The following is a 26,622-nucleotide window of genomic DNA, read 5'->3' as shown; positions in this document are numbered from 1 at the left end:
CGAAAAGTTTATTTTTGGAGCAAAGTGTATTACCATAATAATAAAAGCGGCATTGGCTTTCCACTACGGACGCATGCCACCAGACAAGGGGACGTTATTGTTGAATCGGGTAAAAACAGGGTCGATTGTAGCTATTGTCGTACTCATCGGGGTAATCGTCTTGTCGTTTTCAGGCTACAGGTCCTGGAGAGAGCGCAAACTGCCTCCTACTCCAGATGATCGGCTGTCTCTGCATATTTTCATCAACAAACATGCTGCCTCTACGGTTGCAGACGAGAAGAACGATTGGGTCAAGCAAGCTATAGAACGCAAGTTTCATGTCGATCTAACGGTAACGATAATGCCGTATGGGAGCGATTATAACCGACAGCTTGCTGCCTTGCTCGCTGCCAACAACCCACCTGATATGTGGCTAGCACTCAGTCCCGATGGAGGGGCTTCCTACGCTCTTGACAACGCATTGGCCGACATGTCGCTGTTCGTGTCACCTGCAATGATGCCGAATTATTTCAAGTACTGGATGAATGAAACGGAGCTTAGAAATTATCAAATTCATAACAAGTTCGTACGGGCACCTATCCCTTATGATAACCAGTCATACCGCGCCTACTACATCCGCAAAGACTGGCTCGACCGTTTGAATATGCAAATTCCGACGACTTACGCCGATTATTACAAAGTGCTGCAAGCCTTTACCTATAACGACCCCGATGGAAACGGCAAAAATGATACGTACGGGTTTATGACTTCCGGAGGGGGCACTAGCATTTCTACAGATTGGCCGGAATATGTGAAAAACGGACTTCTGTTTCCAGCCTATTACGACGGTAAACAGCTCGTCGATATGCAGATGGATCTGCGAGTCGGTGCTGTCGTGAACGATATCTTGAAAGTTTTGAACGATGGGTTTGTACCATCGGACTGGTTTCTGAGCAAGGACCTCGATATTGTCGAGCAAGCCGTTCGTGGCAAGGTTGGGGTCGTGTTAGGGAATACCGCCGATTTTGCCTACGATTCCAATCCGAACAGTCTGCAATCGCGGAGCAAAGCGGTGAATGGGGATGCAAACTGGGTTCCCTTCAATCCATTTGGCAATCGACCGCTGCGAACCGCCGTTACACCTGAATCTCCCTTTGTCTTCTCCAATAATGCGGCAGGATTGAATCCAGACAAGCTGAAGCGGATTGCCGCGATTCTTGACTGGTTGTGCGGAGAGGAAGGCTTCCTGCTGACCCATTACGGCATGGAAGGCAAGCATTACACCCGACAGGGCAACAACATTACCTTAAACCCACAGGCGAGCTTTGCCTCCGTCTGGGACTTCTTCACACCGAATTCCCCTCTTGTACTCGAGTTGAATGTCATCGACCCTCGCAAGACAGAGAGAGACAAGAGCATCCTGCAGACGATTACGAAAATCCCGGTCTATGAAGGCATAGGCACAACCTTAACTCCTCCGCTCGGCATCCAAACAGAGGCGATGCGAGCAAGACAAAACGAGTTGCAGGTAAGGATGCTATTCTTAGATAAATCCGGCGACAACTGGCCCGATTACCGCCAAGACATTATCCAGAATTATCAGGGAGCCGCTATATTCAAACAGTACGAAGACAAAATACGCGAAGCCAAGCGAGCCAAACCATAACACCGACAAGGAGAAATGACGTAGACATTATCCCAATTGCTACCCAGCTAATAGATGAAGATAAAGACTAGCCCCGCTACCAGTTCGATAAGGATTCGCTGCAGGAGCTACTGACAAGCATTGGGGAGCTCGGCTTGCTGTCTCCAATCAAAGTAAGATCCACCCAGAATGGTCGCTACAAAATCATATATGAAAACCGGCGCTACAAAGCCTGCAGCATACTAGGCTTGCCGACAATCCCCTGTATCGTCTCTGCCGCAACAGATGAAACAGAAATTTACTTGGAACAAATCGCTGAGAATTTAACGCGTGAAGGGTTTTCGCCAATCGAGGAGGCAGAGGCCTTCCATAAGCTGATGAACGATCCCAGGTTCAACATCTCGATTAAATTCGTGTCCAGCAAACTCGGTAAGCCAGAAGCTTATATTAAGAACAAGCTTGAGCTGCTGAAATTCGGTCAAGCTGTGTGCAATAGGATTATTAGCGGTACGGAAATCAAGAAGGACCACTTAACGGAAGAACAGTTGATGCCGCTGAAAGATTTGGCATTGGAGCACCGCGATCCGTTAGCGCTGATCGTTGCTAGAGATGTGATCTATGTAAGCGACGTGAAGAAGATCGTTAGCCTATTCAAGGACAAAGAGATTTCCGACAGCACCAAAGGCAAGCTGACTCCTCGATACGTGGTCCGTCTATAGGCAAAATCGAGCCGAGCGAGAAAAAGCTGCCCCACAGCCATCCTTTGGCATCGAGGAAAGCTTGCTGTCAGGTACGCGATGTCCGCCGTATTTGCGAATGATCTGTACGAGCAGCAGCTCGACATATAGCTTGATAAGCTGTTCGCTGCCGAATGCGTTGCAGCATACGAACTATCGGGGTGTCGATCGGCGGATCGAACACTTCGAAGCCGGCCTGTACGATAAGTGCGAGCCAATGCCGGCATTCGTCGTCCAGCGGAAATGACAAGTTCTCGAAAAACCGCATGGCAGGCGAATGGCAATCAAAGCTGATAATGAATAGATTCGGAGCCACAACCTGATTCGTGCGCAGGCTGTGGTAGTCGTTTGGCTTGTAGAAGACGATGTCCCCCTGCCTCATATCATAGCAGTGCGGACCAATGCTGATCTCCACCTCGTCCTTGTCTACATACACAAACTCCCAGTAGTCGTGCTGCTCCCCGTCATGAATAAACGTATTGCTCAGTTCTTTGTATGAAAATGTCAAGACACGACGAATCGTAATTTCTTCTCTTAGCTCGAATCGAACGGGGTTCACGTGACATATCCCCTCTCCAATTCGCAATAGTACAAAACATTCGCCCGGTAGTACAAATACAAATCGATGCTCTCGTTCTATTATATAAGTGAATCTAAAAGAAAAGAGAAAAGATAAGGGAGCGAATATGATTATGCAAAAAATTCGTCTAGGCATTCTCGGTTGCGGGAATATGGCAGGAGCGCATTCCCAAGGATATGAAGAGCTGGCTAATCGGATGCAAGTAACCGCCACATGCGACATCGTGCTGGAGCGTGCGCAGAAGGCTGCTGAATACTATGGCGCTGAACTGGTCGTCGCCGATTACCATGATTTGCTGGATCACGTTGACGCCGTTCTTGTCGTATTGCCGCATGATCTGCACCATGAAGTAGGGATGACTTGCTTGAAGGCAGGCAAGCACGTGCTCATGGAGAAGCCGATGGGGATTTCGGAGCAGGAATGTATCGATCTGATTGAGCTGTCAGAGAAAGTGAACAGGGTGTTCATGATCGCTTACCCGGTTCGGCACCATCCTATCGTAGTCAAAATGAAGGAATTGATCGATAACAAGACGTACGGCGACTTGTTCCAGATGTCCATTTACACCGAACAATATACTCGCTATTACGATGGTCACTGGGCGCTTGATTCGAAGCGACTTGGGGGCGGGCAGTTTTTCAGCCATGGCTGCCACTATGTAGATATTTTGCTCTGGATGATGGGCAATCCAGTTCGCGGAACGCATCTCGGCACGAATTATGGGACACCTTGGATGGAGAAGGAAGGCACCAGCAACATGACGATGGAGTTCGAGAACGGAGCTTTGGGCATGCACTTTGCTACCTGGGGCGCACGCGGCACGCGTCTTGGCGCTGCTATCCATGCTCACTGCACGGCGGGGATGCTGGAGATGAACTTCAGGGAGCGCAGGCTGTATCTGCACCACAATCTAGATGAGGAGACAGCCGGCACGAAAGTTTCGCAAGTCGAGCTGCTGATGGAAGTGAAAGAGGGCGGCAAGTTTACGCATCACGAAATCAATCATTTCCTCGATTGCATACAGTTCAACAAGAAGCCGCTGTCAGACGGACCTGGAAGCTTGCAAGGACTTCGCTGCATATGGCGGATGTACGAGGCTGAGCAGCAGAACCGCATGGCGGATCTAAGCGGGCTGGGGTTGGAGCAAGATTGGCGTAAGGTTCCTGTGGAAAGCTCGAAGTAAGTCATCATAGAATCAAGAAAGTGCCGACTATTCAGGGCTGTTCTCTGATGGTCGGCATTTTGCTCATGCAAGCAGTCATACTATACAAGCAACGAGCCATATACTAGCAACAAAACCGCGCTTATAGACGAAATTTGCTCTGAATCGCGCCAAACCGGTTATAGGAAGCATTTATAAGCGTTCATTATGGAACAAAGAGCGGTTTACTAGCTACTGCCATACTATGCGCTAAGTTCCTTAGTTTGACTGTGTTTTTCGAAGTCGAGTGTAATAAGTGCCATAGACGTTTTTCTGTCTTGTTGTACAATCCCCTGAAGGAGGTGTACCTATTCGCCTTAATGAGGCGATAGGGAGTATTTGGAGAGTGACCCATTACCCGGTATTTTGTTGAATTTATTTTTTGTTCTGGTGCTTGTATTGCTGAATGGGTATTTCGTCGCAGTCGAGTTCGCCATGATCAATGTTCGCGGAAGCCGAATTGAAGCGCTTGCCCTGGAGGGCAGCGTACGGGCGAAGTTTGCCCAGAAGATTATTAGCAATCTGAATGCTTATTTGTCTGCTTGCCAGCTTGGTATTACTAACAGATTTAAGTTTAGTTTTATAAAAAAGTTTGATTTTTGTGGTATGCTCTTCAACTAACACCCCCGTTAATTGAAAAACATTTACCTATGTCGTCACTATTTCTATCAACTCATCAATAGTTCCAATACATTTTTTACTAACCTCGTTATTTGGTGAATATAGACAAATTCTTTTCCTTGTCCAAGTGCAATACCAAATTCAATATGGCTCCCTTTACCTGCTGGTACTATTTCCGCCAAAAAGTTGAACAGTCTGCCTTATCCAAAATATTGAACTCGATCATTTTTTGCAATATGTTCTTCGTTGATATGGTCAATAACACCGCCATATACTTCTCTATTAATTTGATGTTGGCCATAAGTCGACATAAGAAAAGCTACTAAGTAACCATGATCCAAGGTATCACTTTTTAATCTTGCAAGAATATTACTACCGAACCAACCAGAAAGAAACTCTGTCGTTAATATGGTTCGTCCTACAGTTCCATCCGTTGAAATTAGTTCTTCGCATAGCATCAGGGAAACTCACTGTATACGTGATCAGAACACCACAAACTCAGTCCCAGCAAGGCTTTCTAACCGCAATGTACTCTGCAATGAGCCCATAAAATACAGAAAAACCACCTCACGAGGTGGTCTCACTGATAAGGTTGGTGGAGGCGAGGGGAGTATCGATATCCTGATTTAACTTGCTGTCGAAGCTTACTCGCGGATGACTACCTTAGCGGTTGATATCGATGCCGTGCTCGTCCGCTTCGCTCCCTGTGCGCGGGACTGAACCCCTTGCAGGGGTTCGCCTCCCTAGACTCGTCAGACATGCAAAAACCCGACCTCATGCGGTCGGGTTTTTCATGGTGGAGGCGAGGGGAGTATCGATATCTTGATCTAACTTGCTGCCGAAGCTTACTCGCGGATGACTACCTTAGCGGTTGATTTCGATGCCGTGCTCGTCCACTTCGCTCCCTGCGCGCGGGACTGAACCCCTTGCAGGCGTTCGCCTCCCTAGACTCGCCAGACATGCAAAAACCCGACCTCATGCGGTCGGGTTTTTCATGGTGGAGGCGAGGGGAGTATCGATATCTTGATCTAACTTGCTGACGAAGCCTACTCGCGGATGACTACCTTAGCGGTTGATTTCGATGCCGTGCTCGTCCGCTTCGCTCCCTGTGCGCGGGACTGAACCCCTGTCCTCTTCGGACAGATGTTCTCCTCTAACCTCGCCCCAAATACGAAAAAACCTGACCATATTAGGTCAGGTTTTTCGTATTTCGATGGAGGCGAGGGGAGTCGAACCCCTGTCCGAAGATCACGCCACACCGATATCTACGGGTGTAGTTGCAGTATTGATGTCACCCGAGCGTCGTCCTGCAACACACTACGCTTTGGGTCAGCCTGATTGTCTTATTCCGTCCGACCCCAGGCGGAGACCGAACGGCGGATCCCACTAAAGTTGAGCCCCTATCCTAGCACATGGGCGATGCGAGGGAGGAGCACGCTAACAGGTTATTAAGCTGCTAAAGCGTAGGGTTGTTGTTGTTTGCCATTTAATAGGCTTTAGCGTTGATGAAGTGGACGCGTCCCCACTACCCGCAACCGCTGCTCGTACTATCCCCGTCGAATCCAAGAACGCCCCCGAATTAGAAGGTGAAGCTTAAGCGATTGTTACTAAGAAGAAAAGTTCCCCTCCCTCAGGACTGAAGAAATCCCTCGGGAGAGAAGCATGATGCTGTCGCAATCGTGTCAATTTAATCCCTTCCGCAAGATCAAATTGACCGATTGCTAAGAGAAGAAGACTAAAGGTTATGCAGCAAGTGTTATCCTGCTGCTATTACAGTATAGCACACATCGATCCATCAAATGTGAAGATGTTACTGGCAGAACAGGCGGCTATTGGCAGCTCTGCCATTAGCCAACATATCCTTATTATCGCGCGACTTTCTGCTTCTCGCGCAAAGCACGTTGGATATCACGCTGTGCATCACGCTTAGCTTCGGTCTCGCGTTTATCGAATTGCTTCTTACCACGACCCACGCCCAACAAGAGCTTGGCATACCCATTACGGATGTATACCTTAAGCGGGACTAGCGCGTAGCCTTGTTGCTTAACGGTTCCATACAGCTTCTTGATCTGATCACTCTTCAGCAACAGCTTACGTGCGCGAGTAGGGTCGTCTGGATTACTCCGATTCCCTTGCTCGAACGGGCTGATGTGCATGTTATGCACGAACGCCTCGCCATTCCGAATCGTACAGAAGGCATCCCCGATATTAGCCTTACTCATTCGGACGGACTTGATCTCCGTACCTGTCAGTACCATGCCCGCTTCATAAGTGTCCTCGATGAAATAGTCATGGGAAGCTTTTTTATTCTGGGCGAGCAGCTTGCCCTCGCTCTTCTTACCCATGTGCATCACTCCTTCAATCGATAGAACTGGATCGTTAAATGCGATCAGCTAGGAGTTTATTGTATCAACTTCAACGGGTAAAATCAATGCAGGCGCGGAGTTATAACTATTTTTTCCGCTTGCTGCTCTTGCGCACGAAGCCGCGCGTCGCCTTGCCGGCGTCACCGCCGCCACCGCCCGTGCCGGGCCCGCCACCAGCGCCTCGCGAAGCGCCGCCTCGACTGGCTCCGCCACGCCCGCTCGCGCTGCCGCCCGTCTTGCCGCCGCTGGCGGCTCCGCTTCCGGCACTTCCGGCGGCGCGTCCAGCGCCTGACGCCGCGCCGCTGCCACCGCCGCGGCTAGCGCCCTGCGCAGCGCCGCCTGCGCCCTTGCGGCGACCACGGCCGCCGCCACTACCACCGCGCCCGCCTCGGCCAGGCGCAGCATCGAACCCGCCGCGGCCGCCCTCAGCGCCGCGATCACCGCGATCGCCGCCGCGCTTACCGCCCCGGCCTCCGCGGCCACCACCACTGCTGCGGCCGTCAACGTAGTTGAACTTGTTGTTCTGCCGCGGCGAAATATCCACCATCTCGAAGTCGATGGTATGCTCAGCCATATTCACGCGTGCGACGCGAATCTTCACCTCATCGCCGATGCGATAAACCTTAGCCGTGCGTTCACCGACCAACGCATGGATTTTATCATGGTGATGGTAATAATCATCGTGCATGTCGCTTAAGCGGATAAGCCCTTCGACCGTATTATCCAGCTCAATGAACATCCCAAAGCTCGTTACACTGCTAATAATACCTTCGAACTCCTGGCCCACCTTGTCGAGCATGAACTCGGCTTTTTTGAGGGCATCCGTATCGCGTTCCGCATCGACCGCTATACGCTCACGCTCGGAAGATTGCTTCGCATATTCATCCATCCGGCTGGCTAGATACTCATGTCGCTTCTCACTCAAAGCCCCCTGCTCCAACACTTCCCGCATAACCCGGTGAATAATCAGATCGGGATAACGTCGGATTGGAGACGTGAAATGCGAGTAGAACTCGGCCGCTAACCCAAAGTGACCATAGCTGTTAGCATCATACTTGGCCTGCTTCATGGAACGAAGCATAACCGTGCTTATTACCGTCTGTTCTTTGGTTCCCTTAATCTCCTCCAACAGAGCTTGCAAGGCACGGGGCTTTATCGTATTCCCTTTGCTGCGCAATACATAGCCAAAGTTCGTGATAAACTCCATGAAATGCATCAGCTTCTCGCCATCAGGATCTTCATGGATCCGGTAAAGGAAAGGCACCTTCAACCAATAGAAATGCTCCGCAACGGTTTCATTGGCTGCCAGCATGAATTCTTCGATAATTTGCTCGGCAACCGATCGCTCTCTTTTGATAATATCGACCGGTTTCCCTTTCTCGTCCACAATGACCTTGGATTCCGCAAAATCAAAATCAATGGCTCCCCGCTGCATCCGCCGATTCCGAAGCTTCATAGCCAACTCTTCCATCAACCGGAAGTCATCCACCAGATCAGCATACCGTTCGTTCAGCTCAGGCTCCTCATCAGCGAGAATTTTGCGTACATTCGAATAAGTCATCCGTTCCTTCGTCTTAATTACACTGGTGAACACTTCATGACGTACTACATGGGCATTCGAATCGAGCTCCATCTCGCAAGACATCGTCAACCGATCCACTTGAGGATTCAAGCTGCAGATCCCGTTAGACAAACGGTGAGGCAGCATCGGAATAACCCGATCTACCAGATACACACTGCATCCGCGATTGTATGCTTCCTTGTCCAGCTCTGAATTCTCACGAACGTAGTAGCTTACATCGGCGATATGCACACCCAGTAAATAGTTCCCGTTCGGCAGACGCTCTACATTAACGGCATCATCCAAATCTTTGGCATCTTCCCCGTCTATCGTCACGATCCGTTTGCCGCGCAAATCCCGTCGACCAACGAGCTCTTCTTCGCGTATGGTATCTGGAGCAGCGTCCGCCTCTTGCATGACATCATCGGTAAATGCTTCGGGCAATTGATATTTGCGAATGATCGACAATATATCTACGCCAGGATCATCCTTATGCCCTAAAACTTCTACGACTTCGCCTTCTGCAGCAGCGCGCCCTTGCGGATAAGTTACAAGCTTAACTACAACCTTCTGCCCATCCACAGCTCCGTTAAAAGCATGCGAAGGCACGAATATATCTTTCACAATTCTTTTATCATCGGGAATAACAAAAGCGTACGACTCCAAGCTCTGCAAAGTCCCTACGATCTGCGTATTGGCGCGCGTCACTACTCGTGCTACTTCCCCTTCAAGCCTTCCGCCAGCCGCACTCTTAGACGTAATGCGCACCAAGATGATGTCGCCATTCATCGCGCCGTTCATATCATTAGCATGTATGTACACATCTGGATGGTCTGGCTCTTCAGGCAGCAAGAAACCGAATCCTTTGGCATGCGCCTGCAGCTTCCCCCGCAATAGGTTCATCCGTTCTGGAACCCCGTAGCGCTCCGTTCTAGTGCGAATAATCGCTCCATCATTCTCAAGTTGATTCAATATTTTCAGAAAAGCTTTAAACTCCTCCGCATCATCTGATACTTCAAAATGTTGGGCCAATTCCTGATAGGTCATAGGCTTATACGCTTTCTCGCGCACAAACTGCAGGACCTGTTCTGCTGTGATCATCTCATCACCCTTCCTTGTTTTTATCGAACATGCTTTTTATCAGTGCTTCTATTAGTATTAACCGTTTTTCCAACAAAAAAACAGCAGGAGATAGCCCCCGCTGCGTATTGTACAATTATCAATTAACCTTTCACCACATAAGCTACAAGCAGAGCTAAGATGAAGAAAGCTACAGCTAGTCCAATAGTCAATCGGGACAGGAACAAATCGAGTCCGCGAGCCTTAGTCCTACCGAAAAGGTGTTCCGCACCGCCGGAGATGGCACCAGATAACCCTGCGCTCTTACCCTTCTGCAATAGAACGACTGCAATCAAGCCAAGAGAAGCAATAATGAGTAATATTTTGAACAAAATTTCCACGATCCAACCTCCTAAAAAGCGTTACGTAATAACCAACTGAATGATCGCACTGCAAATTCAAAGCAAAATTGATTATACCATACACACAGCAATAATACAACCAAGCCTATCCATCGACGCCGTTCAATGAAAAAAGGGTACGACCCCCAGATTGAAGCAACCTGAATTGTACCCGATCATGCCTTTTATTCAATCTCAACACGTTTTCTTAAGGCTCCTTCTTCGCTTTCTTAGGAACCTCCAGCTTGAAATTTTTTTGACTTTCTTTTATGTCAACCCATTCACTCCGCCGTAAACCTTCTCGCACCCGACAAGTTTCCAACCTTCCGTCTGCCTGGCTTCCCCAGAAAGTAACCGATCGCGGAACGCGCACACACTAGCGCAATGATAACGAACACAATTCCCCATACCGGAGCCGGAACTCCAGTAGCCTGAGCCAAACTGCTCGCATCACCAGCTTTGGACGGATTATTAAGCGCCATAATGGCGAGTCCGACAGGGCCTACTACCGATTCCTCCAACGATACAAAGGCCACGAGCAAATAGTAGAACGTTTTGAGCCACCGGAAAGGCAGTATAATGACGATCCCGTTCACAACCAGGAAACCGATAATCCACGCCATCCCGTAGCCATTGCGGACGAACAGAGCGAGACACAGCACAGCCAGCACAGAACATACAACCAAGCCTTGCGTTAGCCGGCCTCGACTATACGCATAGAACAAATAAACCGCGAATAAGGATGCTGTGAAATAACCAGCCATAGCCATCGGTATGACTCGCCAACCACCCGTTATATAAGAGTATGTCACTCCGCTATGATCGGCGAACAAGTAAATATATAGAACCTTGCCCGACAACAGCAGTGTAGCAATCGCATGCCCGAATTCATGCACCATTGTATCCAGATTACGAAAAAAAGAAGAGAAAGGGATCCAATGATTCAATATGGCGGACCCGACCAATAAAGCTATCGTTACCATCCATCTGCTCATTTGTAATCCCCTCCTCTTCGGAAGCAGCTTGTATGACTATAATCTTCGTGCTATTTATATTACAGGTTCCTTAGGTTGTAGAAAGCTTTCTTACCGCCGTATTGAGCAGTGCTGGCCAACTCATCCTCGATGCGGAGCAATTGGTTGTACTTCGCTACGCGATCCGTACGGGAAGGTGCGCCTGTTTTGATCTGACCTGCGTTAGTAGCAACCGCGATATCAGCAATCGTGCTGTCTTCGCTCTCACCGGAACGGTGGGAGATAACAGCCGTGTAACCAGCGCGCTTAGCCATTTCGATTGCATCGAACGTCTCAGTCAGTGTACCGATTTGGTTCACTTTCACGAGGATTGAGTTACCAATGCCATCTACGATTCCTTTACCCAAACGCTCTGTGTTTGTAACGAACAGATCATCGCCGACTAGTTGGACTTTGCTGCCAAGCTTCTCAGTAAGCAGCTTCCAACCTTCCCAGTCATCCTCGGCACAGCCGTCTTCGATAGAGATGATCGGGTATTTGTTAGCCCAATCCGCAAGGAAGTCTACGAACTCAGCAGAAGTAAGGGATTTGCCCTCGCCTTCCAAGTGGTACTTACCGTCTTTGTAGAACTCTGTGGAAGCCACGTCCATACCCAGGAATACATCAACGCCCGGCTTGTAACCTGCGCGCTCGATCGCTGTAATGATGGTAGTGATTGCTTCTTCGTTAGAACCCAGGTTAGGAGCGAAACCGCCTTCGTCGCCGACAGCTGTGTTCAAGCCTTTATCTTTAAGAACTGCTTTCAGATTATGGAAAATTTCTGTGCCGATGCGAAGCGCTTCTGCGAATGTAGCAGCGCCAACCGGTAGCACCATGAATTCTTGAACGTCAACGTTGTTATCCGCATGCGCCCCACCGTTGATAATATTCATCATTGGAACTGGAAGCTGCTTCGCGTTGAATCCGCCAAGGTAAGTATACAGAGGAAGATCGAGTGCATCCGCTGCTGCGCGAGCAACCGCCATGGATACAGCAAGAATCGCGTTTGCGCCAAGCTTGGCTTTGTTCGGAGTACCGTCCAATTGAATCATTTTGTTGTCGATTCCAACTTGATCCAGAGCATCCAGGCCAATCACTTCAGGAGCAATAATTTCGTTCACGTTCTCTACTGCTTTCAGTACGCCTTTACCCAAATAACGGCTTTTGTCGCCATCGCGAAGCTCAACAGCTTCATAAGCACCCGTAGAGGCACCGGATGGAACGATTGCGCGGCCTTTGCCGCCGGACTCCAGGTATACTTCTACTTCAACAGTCGGATTACCGCGGGAATCTAATACTTCGCGTGCGTAAACATCAGAAATAATCGTCATGATCAGGTAACACTCCTTATTTATATGATTGGTTGTACGGAAGATATGATGGATGTGCCGGTCATTTCTACCGGTTGCTTCAACTCGAGTAATTGTAACATAGTTGGTGCGATATCCGCTAGAATTCCGCCCTCTCTTAATGTAACAGAATTCGTGGTCACAATAAAAGGAACCGGGTTCGTCGTATGTGCTGTGAATGGACGCTCGTTGTCATCGACAACCAGATCTGCATTGCCGTGATCGGCTGTGATTAGCGCAACTCCACCTTGAGCCAGAATCGCTTCCACAACTCGTCCGAGACAAGCATCCGTCGCTTCGACTGCTCGGATCGTAGGCTCCAGCATGCCGGAATGTCCGACCATGTCAGGATTGGCAAAGTTCAGAACAATAACGTCATGGATTCCTTTATCAATCTCTCCTACGACAGCCTCAGCCAGCTCATAAGCGCTCATCTCCGGCTTCAGATCATAAGTCGCTACCTTCGGCGAGCTAATCAATAACCGAGTTTCCCCAGGGAGCTCCACATCGCGGCCCCCGCTGAAGAAGAAGGTTACATGCGGGTATTTCTCGGTTTCGGCCGCACGTAATTGCCGCAGCCCATTCTGTACAAGCACCTCACCAAGCGTGTTGTCCATACTCTTCGGTTTGTAAGCGACGAATCCTCCAACCGATTCACTGAACATCGTCAAGCATACGAAATACAGCCCAATCGGATGATTCTCTCCACGATCGAACCCGCGGAAATCATCGTTCGTGAACACTTGCGATAATTGGATGGCGCGGTCAGGACGGAAGTTGAAGAATACAACCGCGTCAGCCGTTTCCACTAACCCCACTGGTTTCTCATCTGCTCCAACGATTACAGTCGGCATGACGAATTCATCAAAGATGGATTTGTCATAAGATTCGCGTACAGCCTGAATCGGATCTGTATAAGCAGGAGCGTCACCGTACACCATAGCCCGGTAAGATTTCTCTGTCCGTTCCCAACGTTTGTCGCGATCCATCGCATAGTAACGGCCTTGCACCGTAGCGAATTGACCGACTCCAATGCTCTCGATATGGCGCTGCACACGCTCAATATAACCTACAGCACTGTCAGGCGACACATCACGGCCGTCCAGGAAAGCATGAATATACACTTCGGTTAGCCCATGAGCTTTGGCGAGATCAAGTAAGGCCAGCAGATGTTCAATATGACTGTGCACGCCGCCATCCGATAATAACCCGTACAGGTGCAGCTTCCTGCCGCTTTTCTTGACATACTCAATTGCACCAAGCAATGTTTCATTGTCGAAGAAATCTTTGTCGCGAATCGACTTGGTAATCCGGGTTAAGTCTTGATATACGATCCGGCCTGCTCCGATGTTCAAATGACCTACCTCAGAATTGCCCATCTGTCCTTCCGGTAACCCGACTGCTTCTCCGCAAGCGGTTAGCGTCGTATTCGGATAGGTCGCCATGTAGCGATCATAATTAGGCTTGCTCGCTTGGGCCACGGCATTGCCGTGCACTTCTCCGCGAAGTCCGAAGCCATCCAGAATAATCAGCGCGACCGGTTTCGGTCTCACGCTGCTGTTAGCTGCCGTCATCTTAGCGCGCCCCCTCGACGAGTTGGATGAACGATGCAGGCTCAAGGCTCGCTCCGCCCACCAAGGCACCATCGATATCCGACTGTGCCATGAATTCACGCACATTGTTCGGCTTCACGCTTCCGCCGTACTGAATACGCACAGCGGCTGCCGCTTCCGCGCCATGCTGGGCGGCAATGCGCTCGCGGATGTAGCCGATCACTTCGTTAGCGTCATCCGCGGTCGACGTCTTGCCCGTACCGATCGCCCAGATGGGCTCGTACGCCACTACAACCTGCGCGGCCTGAGCCGCGGTCAACCCCGCAAGTGCCGCTTCGGTCTGGAAGCGGCACACATCCTTGGTCTTGCTCGCTTCTCGTTCCTCCAAGCTCTCTCCGACGCACACAATCGGCGTCAGGCCGTGCTTGAACGCGGCCAACACCTTACGGTTCACGGTCTCATCCGTGTCCGCGAAGTACGCTCTGCGCTCCGAGTGGCCGATGATTACGTAGTCCACGCCAAGATCCTTCAGCATGGCTCCGCTAATCTCGCCTGTGTAAGCTCCATTGTCTTCCCAGTGCATGTTCTGTGCGCCAACCTTCAAGGAAGTACCTTGAACAGCTTGAACCAATGCCGGTAAGGCAATGTAGGGTGCACAGATGACACTCTCTACTCCGTCTACCTCAGCAGAACCTTTCACCGCATCTACGAAAGCGAGAGCTTCGTTTACGGTTTTGAACATTTTCCAGTTACCTGCAATAATCGGCTTTCTCATGGGAGTGAAATCCCCTTTCGTACAAATTATTTATCGTTAAGGGCTACTACGCCTGGTAATGCTTTGCCTTCCATGAACTCAAGCGAGGCTCCGCCGCCCGTTGAGATATGGTCCATCTGATTCGCGAGGTGGAATTTCTCAGCTGCTGCTGCAGAATCGCCGCCCCCGATAATGGTGTAACCTTGTGTCTTGGCACATGCTTCAGCAACTGCGCGCGTTCCGGCTGAATAAGGCTCCAACTCGAACACTCCAACCGGTCCGTTCCAGACGATAAGCTTGGAGTTGGCAATTACATCTGCATAAATTTCACGAGTCTTAGGTCCGATATCGAACCCTTCCCAATCTGCAGGAATTTCATTGATAGGCACAATTCTTGAGTTGGCTTTGGCGCTGAAATCGTCTCCGATGACGATATCAACCGGGATTAAGAAGTTAACCCCTTTGTCCTTAGCTTTGCGCAGGAATTCAAGCGCGAGATCAAGCTTCTCGTTATCTACAAGGGATTTGCCGATTTCATAGCCTTGTGCCTTCAAGAAGGTGTAAGACAATCCGCCGCCAATCAGAATATTATCCGCTATGTTAAGTAAGTTCTCGATAACACCAATTTTATCCTTCACCTTGGAGCCGCCGACAATCGCTGTGAAAGGCCGATCCGGGTTGCGAAGCGCTTTACCCAGCACATCCAGCTCTTTTTCCATCAACAAGCCGGAAACTGCCGGCAAATGATGTGCGATGCCTTCTGTTGAAGCATGTGCGCGATGCGCCGCGCCAAAAGCATCATTCACATACAAATCGGCAAGTGTTGCAAAAGCTTTCGCCAGCTCAGCATCATTCTTTTCTTCTCCTGCATGGAATCGAACATTCTCCAGCAACAGGACGCCGCCCGCAGGCAGGGAATCGACTTGAGCTTGAACCGCTTCACCGATAGATTCCGTTGCACTGACCACCGGCATGCCAAGCAGCTCTGATAGACGCGCCGCTACTGGTGTCAGACGAAGCTCTTCAACAACTTGTCCCTTAGGACGACCTAAATGACTGGCCAGGATAACCTTGGCGCCTTGCTCTATTAAGTAAGTAATGGTCGGCAGCGTCTCACGCATTCGAGTATCATCTGTAATAGCGCCATTCTCTAGCGGAACGTTGAAATCTACGCGTACGAACACTTTCTTGCCGGCTACCTCTGCGTTGCGAACACTTTTCTTATTCATCGGGACCCTCCTGTTCGATATGACGAAATACTTAAGCGCATGCTTGCGAAGTGCATTTCTGGCGAAATACTTAAGAGGAGAATCGCTTCTCCTCCGCTTTAATCTATTATGAGCTTACAGCCCTTTGCTTGCAATATAAGAAGCCAGGTCAAGCACACGGTTGGAGTAGCCCCACTCGTTATCGTACCAGGACACAACCTTCACCATGTTGTCGCCAACTACCATTGTGGACAACGAATCAATTGTGGAGGAAGCTGGATCGCCATTGAAATCGCTCGATACAAGCGGCTCATCCGTGAAGTTCATAATGCCTTTGAGCGGCCCGTTAGCAGCTTCTCTCAATGCAGCATTGACGTCTTCTACCGACACATTCACATTCAGTACTGCAACCAGATCGGTTACGGATACGTTCGGAGTAGGTACGCGGAAAGCCATACCGTTCAATTTCCCTTTCAGCTCAGGCAATACCAAGGATACGGCTTTGGCTGCGCCTGTGGATGAAGGAATGATGTTCTCAGCTGCTGCGCGTGCACGGCGAAGATCCTTGTGCGGCAAGTCAAGAACGCTTTGATCGTTCGTGTAAGAGTGAACTGTAGTCATCATCCCTTTGACGATTCCGAACTTGTCGTTCAATACTTTGGCAAAAGGCGCCAGACAGTTGGTTGTACAGGAAGCGTTGGAGATTACAGTGTGAGCGGCTGGGTCGTATTTGTCTTCGTTAACGCCCATTACGATAGTGATATCTTCGTTAGTCGCTGGAGCGGAGATGATGACCTTCTTGGCGCCGCCCTTCAAGTGAGCTTCTGCCTTCTCTTTGGCTGTAAAAATCCCTGTGGATTCTACTACGATCTCTACGCCGTATTCTCCCCATGGCAAGTTGCCAGGGTCACGCTCAGCGAAGATCTTCACTTCTCTGCCGTTAACGATCAGGCAGCCTTCGCCTGCTTCAACAGTTGCGTCAAGACGTCCATGAGTCGTGTCATACTTCAGCAAGTGAGCCAAAGTGTTCACATCTGTAAGATCGTTAACTGCTACAATCTCAACATTCGGGTTGTTCAACGATGCGCGAAATACATTACGGCCGATCCGGCCAAATCCGTTAATACCTAACTTTACCATGTGGGTTTCCTCCTAGGAAAATGGGATTGTAATCTATTTCAAGACGTCCGTGTGAGGGAGTCGTGACAACACAGTACTAGGTTCACCTGTTACAGCTTAAGAATTTCTTGAGCAGCAGCCTCATCAGTTACAAGCACATCATTGTGCCCATAATGCATGACGGCATCAATCGCTTCAGCCTTACTGCGGCCGCCTGCCACCCCGATAACGACTTCCGTGTTCTGAATGTCTTCCAGCCGCAATCCGACCGTAGGCATTCTATGAACAACCTTCCCTTGGCGGTCAAAATAATACCCGAATGCCTCTGCCAGCGCGCCTTCCGTCTTTAGACTCTCAATAGTATGAGGATCTACCTTGCGGCGTTTGGCCATTAAAATAGCATCTCCGATTCCATGTACGACAATACGGGAGCCTCTAATAACATTAACCAACTCTTGAATATTCGTATCTTGCATCAGAGACTGATAGGTTTCTTCGCCCAGATGATCAGGGACATGCAGCAGCCGATATTGACCGCCTGTCTTCTTCGCCATCGTAGAGGCGATCGTATTCGCTTGAAGCTCAACGCTTTCACCTAGGCCACCGCGTGCCGGAACGAACAAGCTGCCCTTGAGTGTGGGCGATAGCGCCAGGAACCCTGCAATTTCTGCAAGCGTCGACCCACCAGTTACAGCAATAACGTCGTCCTTAGTAGCATACTTGCGAAGCGCTGCAGCACCTGCGCGCCCCAGCTCCTTCTTGGTGAAGACCGAATGGTCCCAGTCACCGGGAACTACAACGACTTGATTCAACCCGAATCGTTGCTTCAACTGTTCCTCCAAGTCAGACAGGCCGAAGAGATCTTTGATAAGCAGCTCCATATCTTCCAACAAGCGGCTCCCGCTCTCGGTTAGCTTCATACCAGACGATTCTGCATCCAGTAATCCTTGCTCCCTGAGAAAATCTACCTCAGCGCGCAGCACCCGCTCCGTTAAATTAAGATTAGCTGCTAATGTGCGGCGTCCGATCGAGCCGGAAATGTGAATATGGTGTAAAATGGAGTAACGCTTCTTCAATACATCCGTCAAGTCAGGCACCAGCTGTTTCTGAATATCAAGAATATGCCTCATGGCGGCCTTCACTCCTGGTTGAAAGACTTGCATGGAGCAAATAGCGAGTGGGACGTATTAAGTCCCTACAAAGCAATTTGTGTCCCGCTTATATTTTTATTATAATGCTCCTTATTTGCAATTGCAAGCCGTACGGGGCCCTATTATGACACATATTGTCGCACTCTTGATTTTTCAGCTATTATCCACTATAATAATTTTTGCTGCCTATGATTAAGTAGCTCTTGTCCTTAAGGTAAATGTCAGCCTTAACTTGATATCGTGCGCTCGTGGTCCAAAGGATATGACGTAGGCCTCCGGAGCCTGAGATCGAGGTTCAATTCCTCGCGAGCGCGCCATTAACTCTCTTGTTATTTCATTATTATCAACATCAATAGCATGCACACCATAACGTCCCGATTGCTCGGAGACGTTTTTATTTTCACTTCGTTTGACCTTCCTTGACCTTTGATGTTTTTTTCAGTATGATGGGTTTAATACCAATTCATTTTGGAGCATACTTGTTCCATAAAGGAGGCTTTGCCGTGAGCTATATTCCAATGGTTGTCGAACAAGATGGACGGGGAGAACGTGCTTATGATATTTACTCCCGCTTACTGAAAGACCGTATTGTTTTTTTGGGCACACCTGTCAATGATGCAGTAGCAAACGCCATTATTGCACAATTGTTATTCTTGTCCGCCCAGGATCAGGATAAAGATATTTCCTTATACATCAACAGCCCGGGCGGTTCGATTACGGCAGGCATGGCTATCTATGATACGATGCAGTTTATTAAACCTGATGTGTCGACGATCTGTGTAGGTATGGCTGCGTCCATGGGCGCATTCTTGCTCGCGGCAGGCGCCAAAGGCAAGCGTTACGCGCTGCCTAATAGCGAAGTCATGATCCATCAGCCTCTTGGCGGTGCAGAAGGTCAGGCGAGCGATATCGAGATTCGCGCCAAGCGGATCCTCAAGCTGCGTGACAAGCTGAACGGAATTCTGGCCGAGCGCAGCGGTCAACCGATTGAGCGGATTGACAAGGACACCGATCGCGACTACTTCATGAGCGCACAAGAAGCTGTAGAATATGGCTTGATCGACAAGGTTGTTACGAACGCTTAGACTGAAAAATATTACTCAGCAAGAACAGCAGGGAGTTGGCCAAGTGCCAACTCCCTGCTGTTCTTGTTGTTGTTGTTGTGGTGTAATTCTGCTGGGTTGTGAATACAGAAACACAAGCTTGAGCAAAGGAATGCAAGAGTGGTTACAATGCTCTGTTGAATAGTCTGACCAAATCATTATCCTTGAACAAAATCCGCAGACCGTCAAGTCGGATGGTTTCCTTGCCATCGCAATAGCGGGCATCCGCCAAATCAGTAGATAAATAATGCGCGACCAATTCGTAAGGACCTTGCTTCTTATAAGGCTTGCATACCTCCTTTTTCGCTAGGGCGGCTTTAATCGCGACCTTGATCTCTTCGTTCACCTTGCGCGGGGGCTTGATTAAACCGCTGTGGCGTCCAGTTGCTATTTTCGTCGTGTACGTCTGGACGTCCGGTCCAAGCTCACGATCAGCTTCTACACAGGTCGTATCGTCCCCCGTGACCAACAGCACAGGTACATCCCTTAGCCCAAAGAGCAGACTATCAATTACGATTTCACCGATCGGTTGTCCATTCAGGTTAATTTCAGTAAAGCTCTTAATCGAGTAGGTATGATCCAGAATTGCTCGATACGTTCCAGCCATGCCATGATAACCAACCAGCATAGCTCCATCGAAGGACGCATCTAATCCAGGGAAGCGTTCGGCTATGTTTGTTCCACCAATGCAATACGTCGCACCCGGATGCAACTCCTCAAGTAGAAAGTTAAAGCCTGTGCTATGCGCATCCTTTACGATAATTTCATCTACTCCTTCTTGCAGTAACCCTTCTACGACAGCATTTACCTCGTTAGTCAAAAGCCTTCTTGACTCTTCATAATGCAATTCGTTTTTAAATATTTGTGATTTCGAAATGATTCCAGCAATTCCTTCCATGTCTACGCTAACATAGATTTTCATAGGCTCACTCTCTTTTTTAAAAGTTATTTAAGTGCTTTAATAGCGTCGTTCGTTTCTTGAATGACTTGAGCACCACCGCGGTCCATCCATTCCTGCACAACCTTATCCCAATCCGCAATTGGACGCTGTCCAACAATCATCTTTGTCTGCTCGCCGATTATATATTTACTTAGCTCCCCTCCCTTTTGCGCATCCGTTTCAGAAAACACGGAATAACTCGGATCATCGTAAGGTTCCTTATTGTACTTTTTCTCCATTTCCTCAATGCTAGCGATCATCTTCTGCATTTCCGGCGTTTTATACGTCGTTTTGGAATATTGATTCGCCTCGTTACTTGGGGCCCACGGTCTCCACGATTCATGCCTTTGCAACATGTATTGGACCGGAGTCACCGCTTCGGAATTCGGCTTCAATACCGCTAGGCCATTCACCATGTCGTATCCGATACCTTCATGGCCCATCAGCCAGTCGAATTGTTTGTTCTGCGGGTTCCGCTCGTTTACTGGGATGAACTTGCGGCCATAGTCCAAAATCTCGAGTATTTTCGCCACCTTACCCGGGTCATTCTTCAGTTTTGACGATAAGGCGGCTACCCCATAATATCCTCTTTCAAGCAGCCCACCCTGCTGTCCATCCGGCGATTTGAAGTAAGGAATCGGTACCAGCTTAGCATTCGGATTTACTTTCAATAATCCAAGATAATAATCCTCCACCATCCCAGCAGGGATGCCGATGAAGATACCCGCCTTACCGGAATAAAACTCCTTATTTGTCTGGGGCCAGTTCAGTGCGGCGAAATCTTTCGTTACGGCACCCTGGGCATAAGCCTCGCTAAGGGTTTGGATGATTTCCTTGCGGCCGGGTCCGATTACTCCGGGAATGTATTGTCCGTTTTTGTTCTTATGATACCAGCCTCTGGACCAATACGCCCCCATACTGAAATCGGGTTCAATATTCTGGCTAAGCGCAAAACCGTACGTGTCTTTCTGACCATTGCCATCCGGGTCGTCCTTCGTGAAAGCTATTGCCACCTGCTTTAGTTCCTCGTAATTGGTCGGCATCTTCAAGCCGAGCTTATCCAACCAATCTTGGCGAATCAACCCACTGTTGGTGTAGGTCGATCTGTAAGTTGGAATGCCGTAAACTTTGCCGTCCACTTTAACCTGGTTGTAAACCGATGCCGGAACCGCCTTAAAAGTCTCATACTTGTTCAGGTATTCATCGGTCTGAAGGAACGCTCCTTGCCTGGCCCATTTGTAATAGTTCGAGTCCATCGGGCCTGCTATAACCACGACATCGGGCATGTTGCCGGAAGCCATGACGACGTTCAGCTTATCTTTGAAGTCGGCCGCAAGGATAAACTGTGATTTGATGTGTGCGTTGAATTTTTCCTTGATCGCATCAACCGCTGCACCTTGAGCCGGCGGAAAAATGGTATAAGCATGGTTCATGAAGCTGATTTCATACATTTTGTCTGAACTGCTGGGGGAGATTGGCGATCCTTGCTCTCCCGATTCTCCAGATTCACTTCCCTTTGTACAAGCGGCTATTCCCAGAATCACCAAGCACGTAGCAAGCATGAATGTTGTACGTTTCAATTTCATATTCGAACCTCCGAATGGATATTTTATTTGACTGGGTAATAACTAACCTTTTACAGATCCTACCATCATACCTTTAGCAAAATGCTTCTGCAGAAACGGATATACGATTAAGATCGGTAATGTGGCTAGTAGGATCGCCGCCATTTGTACCGTTTCCGAAGGGGGCACCTGCTCCAAAATCTGCTGGGTCTGTATGGAAGTCATGTCGTTCACAACGACAATTTGCCTGAGCAGTACTTGAATAGGCCATTTGGACGAATCGTTCAAGTAAAGAATTCCCGTGAAATAGGAGTTCCAATGGGCAACTGCATAGAACAACCCAAACGTAGCAAGTGCCGGTTTTGATAGCGGTAAAATTATTATTCGGAAAATGGAAAACTCACCTGCACCGTCGATCAAAGCCGCTTCACGAAGCTCGCTTGGAATGCTTTTGAAAAACTGACGAAACACGATGAGATTCCACGGGCTGATCAATACGGGAATAATAAGCGCCCAAATTGTATCTAACAAGCCGGTTGACTGTACGACCAAATATGTCGGAATAATACCAGCACTGAACAGCATCGCGAACAACACCAGAAACATAACAGTACGTTGACCATAAAATGGTCGCGAGACCCCATAAGCCATCGTTGCCGTAATCACTAGATTGCACAGAGTGCCAACCAAGGTAATGAATACGGTTACGATAATGGAGCGGATAAATCGGTCGTTGGACAAAATGTAACGATAGGCACCCGTTGACCATTCCTTCGGCCACAACATAATATTGCTCTGCAAATAGCTTGCCATTGATGAGAACGAAACCGAGAAAATATATAGAAACGGTAAAAACATTGCCGCCGCAACAACTAGCAGCAGCACAACATTGAGGCCATCCAGAATCCGGTCCCCGAAAGATTGGCGGGAGAAAAGATCGTTCCCTTTCTTGATAAAGCTTGTTTTTATCCTTGGTTTGAGCAGCATCTACGCTTCACCTCTAGTCACTAGTAAATCCCTTCTTCCCCGAAATGCTTGGCCAGAAAATTCGCACTAATCACAAGCACAAGCCCGACGAATGATTTGAATAAGCCTACAGCGGTGGCAAAGCTGAAGTCCGATTGCTGAATCCCCTTATAATAGACATAAGTATCCAACACATTGCCAACATCATTAACAAACGGGTTGAGCATAAGGAACACCTGTTCGAACCCGCTGTCCAGCACATGGCCCAACCGAAGGATAAGCAAAATCACAATGGTGCTGCGGATAGCCGGAAGCGTAATATGCCATATACGCCGCATACGGTTGGCTCCGTCAACCACAGAAGCTTCATACAATTCCGGATTAACGCCCGACAAAGCAGCCAAAAAAATAATCGTTCCCCAACCCGCCTCTTTCCAAATTACCTCTAATACAAGCAGGGGCTTGAAAAGAACCGGTTGTTGCAGGAATGGAAACGACTCCATGCCGAACCAGTCATACAGGACATTGTTGATTAACCCGTCACTGCGTAATACCAGGGTTGCGATCCCCACCACCACAACCCACGATAAAAAGTGCGGGAGATAGACAATCGACTGGATAATTTTTTTATACAGCTCGTTGCGAACTTCGTTTAGCATCAAGGCCAGCAATATTGGAACGGGAAAGGCGAATGCAATTTGCAGAAACGAAAGCGTAAGCGTATTGTAAAGTACCCGCATGACTTCTGTATCTTCGAAGATCGTTCGGAAATGTTTGAAACCTATCCAAGGACTGTGAAGGAACCCCTTAAAGGGGCTGAAATCTTGAAACGCAATGACCGACCCTAGTAGGGGAACATACTTATAAACGATAAAATAGAGCAATCCTGGCAGTACGAACAAGTACATATAGCGGCTTTGCCAAGCTTTTCTACGCATGGTATTCAAACCCATTCATTTTCTCCTCCTTTCTTAAGTATTGCATTCACTATATAAACCCCGGAATGAAAGTAAAAGTCTCAATTGTAGTGCTGCTGAGAGAAACAGGAAACACAAATGCTAACCAGGATACAAAAAGAAAAAAGCCCTGGTAAACGCCTTCATCCAGGGAAATCAAGCTACTATTATTCGTTGCTTTGACGCAATTTACTTCGGTACTTTCCGGGAGGAACCCCCGTTATTTGTTTAAAGACACGAGTGAAGTTTTGGGTAGTGGCATAACGCAACCTTTCCGTGATTTCCTTGATCGACATTTCCGAATGTGTAAGCCACTCCTTGGCCTTGTTAATACGGAACCGCATAACATAATCGATATAGCTGATCTCTGCTTCCTCCTTGAAATAGCGGCTTAACTGGTAAGCCGGCAGCCCAAAATGATCAGCGACCTGTTGTAATGACAAGTCCGTCTCGTAACGATCATGAATGTAGGCGATGACTTGTTGGACCAGTCGCTTTTTTTGTGAACCGTTTAATTGGCCAAGATGTCTGTGTAATTCCGGAAAAAATTCGTTCTGGAACCAGTCCCTTAGCTCGGTCATCGTTTCAGTTAAGTACATTCCTTTATAGAGGTTAGCCTCGAACAAACGAGGTAATTCATAACCCATCTCTTCCATCATGCCGTCCACTTCTCCGATAAGATGGGAAAGAAAACCGACGACTTGCTGTGAATTTGCTTCCGTCTGCGGCATGGAACTGAACATTAGGACCACCTGCTCCTCTGCCTTTACAAGATCCCCTTCAGCGATGCTTTTCACGATCGCTTTTTGCCATTTCACCAAATTTTTGCTCGTTTGTTGAACCGTTCCCAAATTATTCATTTCTGCTCGAGAGATCGTTCGGTTATCTCCTAGCCAAAAGCGCAACTGGAGAAGCTCCAATGCCTGATCATAGCCGTCACTTATGCTGTTCAGATGCCGAAACGCCCCACTGACAGCCACGGTAAGCGAGAATTGAAAGTACTGTGATACCTTGCTGCGAATTGCATCGCCCAGTCCAATTATGCGGCGGTCCATGTCATCGCTCGCTTCATCCACCCCCAGAATGAAAGCAATCTGGCCAGGATTGGGGCTAACCGCAGCACACGGATAAAACTCCTCGCTAATTTCCTCAATTAGTTTGGATAATGCATACATCATCAAAGATCGGTCGCTTCCAATAAACTTCTGTTTGAAGTCCAGGTACTGGTCTATCTCGGCAAGACCGACATAATACAATTGACCCTGCAATAGAAACTCGCATCTCTTAGATTTTTCAAGAAATTCAAATTCTGAAATTTCCCCTCGCAACAGCTGCAGAAGAATGTGATCCCGTACGTCCGATCTCTGGTTAATGATTTGAGTAGTCAAATTACGGGTCGTCTCTGTAGAATCATCTATGTATGTATCGATCGCCTGCAGGACGTCACCCTCTCGCTTTGGAAGCTTTAACGACATTCGTTGAAGCGGAAGATACATCCTGTAGGAAACAATGAAGGAGAGCAAAGTCCACATCCCTACCAACACTATGACCACTACCCAAGTCAGATGGTTGATTGAATCTGACTTTTGAGTCAGCACCTTTTGCGGCGTCATAGCGATATACGTCCATTGGTTGAAGGATGATTTTTGTGCGGATACCTTGTAATCAGATCCATCGATAGATATTTGAATCGGGTAAGGTTGCGGGTCTTGCCATATTTGAAAAAGGGGGGATAAAGAATCGACACGCGACCCAATTTCCGGTTCGTTCTGACTCATAGCCACTCTGCCTTCGTTGTCGACGATTACGACCCTGCTGTTGTTGCCTATTTCCAAAGACTGAAAGAACTCATAAAACCTTTGGGCATCGACCTCCATCACCAAGAGACCTTCCGGTGGAGCTGCACTACTCTGAATGGATCGGATTAATAGAAGTTCCTTCTGGTTCCGGTAGACGTTCGGCGGAATAACGAGGGCGCTGGATGCCAGAGGCTTTTCTGTCTGAAGCAGTTGATAAAATGGGAAATCCTTGACGCTCATAACACCGTAATTGTTAGAATAGAGGTAACCGTATTTATTGTAAATGAGTGACATATCAAACTTAATATCCGCATAACTCCGGTAACTTTTAATCCTTTCTAGCATATCCAACAACGTATTCAGAGCATCACTATCATCCATGGAAATACCGATCCTCAGCGATTTCTCGATTGTAACATCCCCTACAATTTGTAGGGAGGTACGTTCAATGTTGTATAGAAACGTATCCACCTGATACTTTAGCTGCTGCAATGTCATCTGCTGATTGTAGTTGACTTCCTCTTGAATTTTGCCTGAGGAGATATTAGCCGAGAAAAGGCCTACCAAAAGTACCGGCACTATACTGAACAGTAATGAATAGACAAACAATTGCTGCTTGTAGGTCAGACTCATTTTTTGAAGTAGGGCAAGTCTTCCTTTGAGCATGGATGAACTCACTCCTTGTACGGGATTTTAATATTGCAAAGCTCTGCTAAACACCCAGCCAAATCCGTATCGTATGAATCGTTCGTTTTAAAAATTGTGATTTTAGAAGGGGTTTCAACTATTTCTTCCATTGTTAATGCTAACACAAATGTTCAAGCAACTCATCCGTCATTTTTTACGCCTAAATATAACTTAATAACAATGAGCAATCCATAAATAGTTGGATCATTGTGTAGTTGTTCTGTGATAAAGCCATCAAAACAAGGGTCGTATACCCGTACATGCTTATTAACTTACGAATGACTATAATCAAAAAAAATAAGGCAGCCG

General features: G+C 48.3%; 20 protein-coding genes, 1 tRNA gene, 1 other RNA gene and 2 pseudogenes. 6 read left to right on the top strand and 18 right to left on the bottom strand.

Annotated elements, in window-relative coordinates; genetic code table 11:
• The first annotated feature begins 100 nt into the window (after positions 1 to 100).
• Positions 101 to 1,645, top strand: a complete 1,545-nt coding sequence (locus AC58QD_RS15325; RefSeq protein ID WP_497334670.1) for a type 2 periplasmic-binding domain-containing protein — start codon at positions 101 to 103, stop codon at positions 1,643 to 1,645.
• Positions 1,646 to 1,743: 98 nt separating this feature from the next.
• The gene (locus AC58QD_RS15320) at positions 1,744 to 2,343 is read left to right on the top strand and encodes a ParB/RepB/Spo0J family partition protein (protein ID WP_497334999.1); all 600 of its coding nucleotides are present in this window, start codon (positions 1,744 to 1,746) and stop codon (positions 2,341 to 2,343) included.
• A 67-nt stretch (positions 2,344 to 2,410) separates the two neighbouring features.
• Here the strand turns inward: AC58QD_RS15320 and AC58QD_RS15315 are convergent, their stop codons facing one another.
• Entirely contained in the window at positions 2,411 to 2,920 is a 510-nt protein-coding gene (locus AC58QD_RS15315; protein WP_497334668.1) for a hypothetical protein, read from the bottom strand.
• A gap of 133 nt (positions 2,921 to 3,053) precedes the next feature.
• Between AC58QD_RS15315 and AC58QD_RS15310 the strand changes: the two genes are divergently transcribed.
• The gene (locus AC58QD_RS15310) at positions 3,054 to 4,124 is read left to right on the top strand and encodes a Gfo/Idh/MocA family protein (protein WP_497334666.1); all 1,071 of its coding nucleotides are present in this window, start codon (positions 3,054 to 3,056) and stop codon (positions 4,122 to 4,124) included.
• A gap of 357 nt (positions 4,125 to 4,481) precedes the next feature.
• Positions 4,482 to 4,703 (top strand): annotated as a pseudogene (locus AC58QD_RS15305) (CNNM domain-containing protein); the annotation flags it as partial.
• 229 nt (positions 4,704 to 4,932) lie between these two features.
• Here AC58QD_RS15305 and AC58QD_RS15300 read toward each other — a convergent pair.
• From AC58QD_RS15300 to AC58QD_RS15245, 12 genes and pseudogenes are all read right to left on the bottom strand, one after another.
• Positions 4,933 to 5,001: pseudogene (locus AC58QD_RS15300) on the bottom strand (iron chaperone); the annotation flags it as partial.
• A 973-nt stretch (positions 5,002 to 5,974) separates the two neighbouring features.
• Positions 5,975 to 6,339, bottom strand: a transfer-messenger RNA (tmRNA) gene (gene ssrA / locus AC58QD_RS15295).
• A gap of 289 nt (positions 6,340 to 6,628) precedes the next feature.
• Positions 6,629 to 7,108, bottom strand: coding sequence for an SsrA-binding protein SmpB (gene smpB / locus AC58QD_RS15290; RefSeq protein WP_497334664.1), 480 nt, complete (start codon positions 7,106 to 7,108; stop codon positions 6,629 to 6,631).
• A gap of 106 nt (positions 7,109 to 7,214) precedes the next feature.
• Positions 7,215 to 9,791: a ribonuclease R gene (gene rnr / locus AC58QD_RS15285; protein WP_497334662.1), complete on the bottom strand. Its 2,577-nt coding sequence runs from the start codon at positions 9,789 to 9,791 to the stop codon at positions 7,215 to 7,217.
• Positions 9,792 to 9,913: 122 nt separating this feature from the next.
• Positions 9,914 to 10,150 carry a preprotein translocase subunit SecG gene (secG, locus tag AC58QD_RS15280; protein WP_497334660.1) on the bottom strand — a complete coding sequence of 79 codons (237 nt, stop codon included), beginning with the start codon at positions 10,148 to 10,150 and terminating at the stop codon, positions 9,914 to 9,916.
• A gap of 281 nt (positions 10,151 to 10,431) precedes the next feature.
• Positions 10,432 to 11,145, bottom strand: a complete 714-nt coding sequence (locus AC58QD_RS15275) for a M50 family metallopeptidase (RefSeq protein ID WP_497334658.1) — start codon at positions 11,143 to 11,145, stop codon at positions 10,432 to 10,434.
• A gap of 59 nt (positions 11,146 to 11,204) precedes the next feature.
• On the bottom strand, positions 11,205 to 12,494 hold the full coding sequence (gene eno / locus AC58QD_RS15270; RefSeq protein ID WP_497334656.1) for a phosphopyruvate hydratase: 1,290 nt from the start codon (positions 12,492 to 12,494) through the stop codon (positions 11,205 to 11,207).
• Positions 12,495 to 12,514: 20 nt separating this feature from the next.
• On the bottom strand, positions 12,515 to 14,086 hold the full coding sequence (gene gpmI / locus AC58QD_RS15265; protein ID WP_497334654.1) for a 2,3-bisphosphoglycerate-independent phosphoglycerate mutase: 1,572 nt from the start codon (positions 14,084 to 14,086) through the stop codon (positions 12,515 to 12,517).
• A gap of 1 nt (position 14,087) precedes the next feature.
• Positions 14,088 to 14,840 (bottom strand): triose-phosphate isomerase, encoded by a 753-nt coding sequence (tpiA, locus tag AC58QD_RS15260; RefSeq protein WP_497334652.1) that lies wholly within the window; start codon positions 14,838 to 14,840, stop codon positions 14,088 to 14,090.
• 26 nt (positions 14,841 to 14,866) lie between these two features.
• Positions 14,867 to 16,048: a phosphoglycerate kinase gene (locus AC58QD_RS15255; protein ID WP_497334651.1), complete on the bottom strand. Its 1,182-nt coding sequence runs from the start codon at positions 16,046 to 16,048 to the stop codon at positions 14,867 to 14,869.
• A 114-nt stretch (positions 16,049 to 16,162) separates the two neighbouring features.
• Entirely contained in the window at positions 16,163 to 17,167 is a 1,005-nt protein-coding gene (gap, locus tag AC58QD_RS15250; protein ID WP_497334649.1) for a type I glyceraldehyde-3-phosphate dehydrogenase, read from the bottom strand.
• An 89-nt stretch (positions 17,168 to 17,256) separates the two neighbouring features.
• Complete coding sequence (locus AC58QD_RS15245; protein ID WP_497334647.1) at positions 17,257 to 18,276, bottom strand: sugar-binding transcriptional regulator; 1,020 nt, start codon at positions 18,274 to 18,276, stop codon at positions 17,257 to 17,259.
• A 263-nt stretch (positions 18,277 to 18,539) separates the two neighbouring features.
• On the opposite strand from AC58QD_RS15245, the gene AC58QD_RS15240 reads away from it, so the two are divergent.
• Together AC58QD_RS15240 and clpP are read left to right on the top strand one after the other, a co-directional pair.
• A tRNA-Arg gene (locus AC58QD_RS15240) sits at positions 18,540 to 18,614 on the top strand.
• Between the two features lie 186 nt (positions 18,615 to 18,800).
• The gene (gene clpP / locus AC58QD_RS15235) at positions 18,801 to 19,382 is read left to right on the top strand and encodes an ATP-dependent Clp endopeptidase proteolytic subunit ClpP (protein ID WP_497334645.1); all 582 of its coding nucleotides are present in this window, start codon (positions 18,801 to 18,803) and stop codon (positions 19,380 to 19,382) included.
• A 142-nt stretch (positions 19,383 to 19,524) separates the two neighbouring features.
• Here clpP and AC58QD_RS15230 read toward each other — a convergent pair whose 3' ends face one another.
• The 5 genes from AC58QD_RS15230 to AC58QD_RS15210 all read right to left on the bottom strand — a co-directional run bounded on the left by AC58QD_RS15230 (position 19,525) and on the right by AC58QD_RS15210 (position 26,292).
• Positions 19,525 to 20,322 (bottom strand): M55 family metallopeptidase, encoded by a 798-nt coding sequence (locus tag AC58QD_RS15230; protein WP_497334643.1) that lies wholly within the window; start codon positions 20,320 to 20,322, stop codon positions 19,525 to 19,527.
• Positions 20,323 to 20,345: 23 nt separating this feature from the next.
• On the bottom strand, positions 20,346 to 21,926 hold the full coding sequence (locus tag AC58QD_RS15225) for an extracellular solute-binding protein (RefSeq protein WP_497334641.1): 1,581 nt from the start codon (positions 21,924 to 21,926) through the stop codon (positions 20,346 to 20,348).
• Positions 21,927 to 21,968: 42 nt separating this feature from the next.
• Positions 21,969 to 22,892 (bottom strand): carbohydrate ABC transporter permease, encoded by a 924-nt coding sequence (locus AC58QD_RS15220; RefSeq protein WP_497334639.1) that lies wholly within the window; start codon positions 22,890 to 22,892, stop codon positions 21,969 to 21,971.
• Positions 22,893 to 22,912: 20 nt separating this feature from the next.
• The gene (locus AC58QD_RS15215; RefSeq protein ID WP_497334637.1) at positions 22,913 to 23,824 is read right to left on the bottom strand and encodes an ABC transporter permease; all 912 of its coding nucleotides are present in this window, start codon (positions 23,822 to 23,824) and stop codon (positions 22,913 to 22,915) included.
• Between the two features lie 170 nt (positions 23,825 to 23,994).
• A complete protein-coding gene (locus AC58QD_RS15210; protein WP_497334635.1) occupies positions 23,995 to 26,292 on the bottom strand; it encodes a helix-turn-helix domain-containing protein in 2,298 nt (765 codons plus the stop codon).
• Positions 26,293 to 26,622 lie beyond the last annotated feature (330 nt).

This window comes from Paenibacillus sp. J2R1T-4 (genome assembly GCF_059692235.1).
This window is presented reverse-complemented; position numbering and strand designations above follow the sequence as displayed.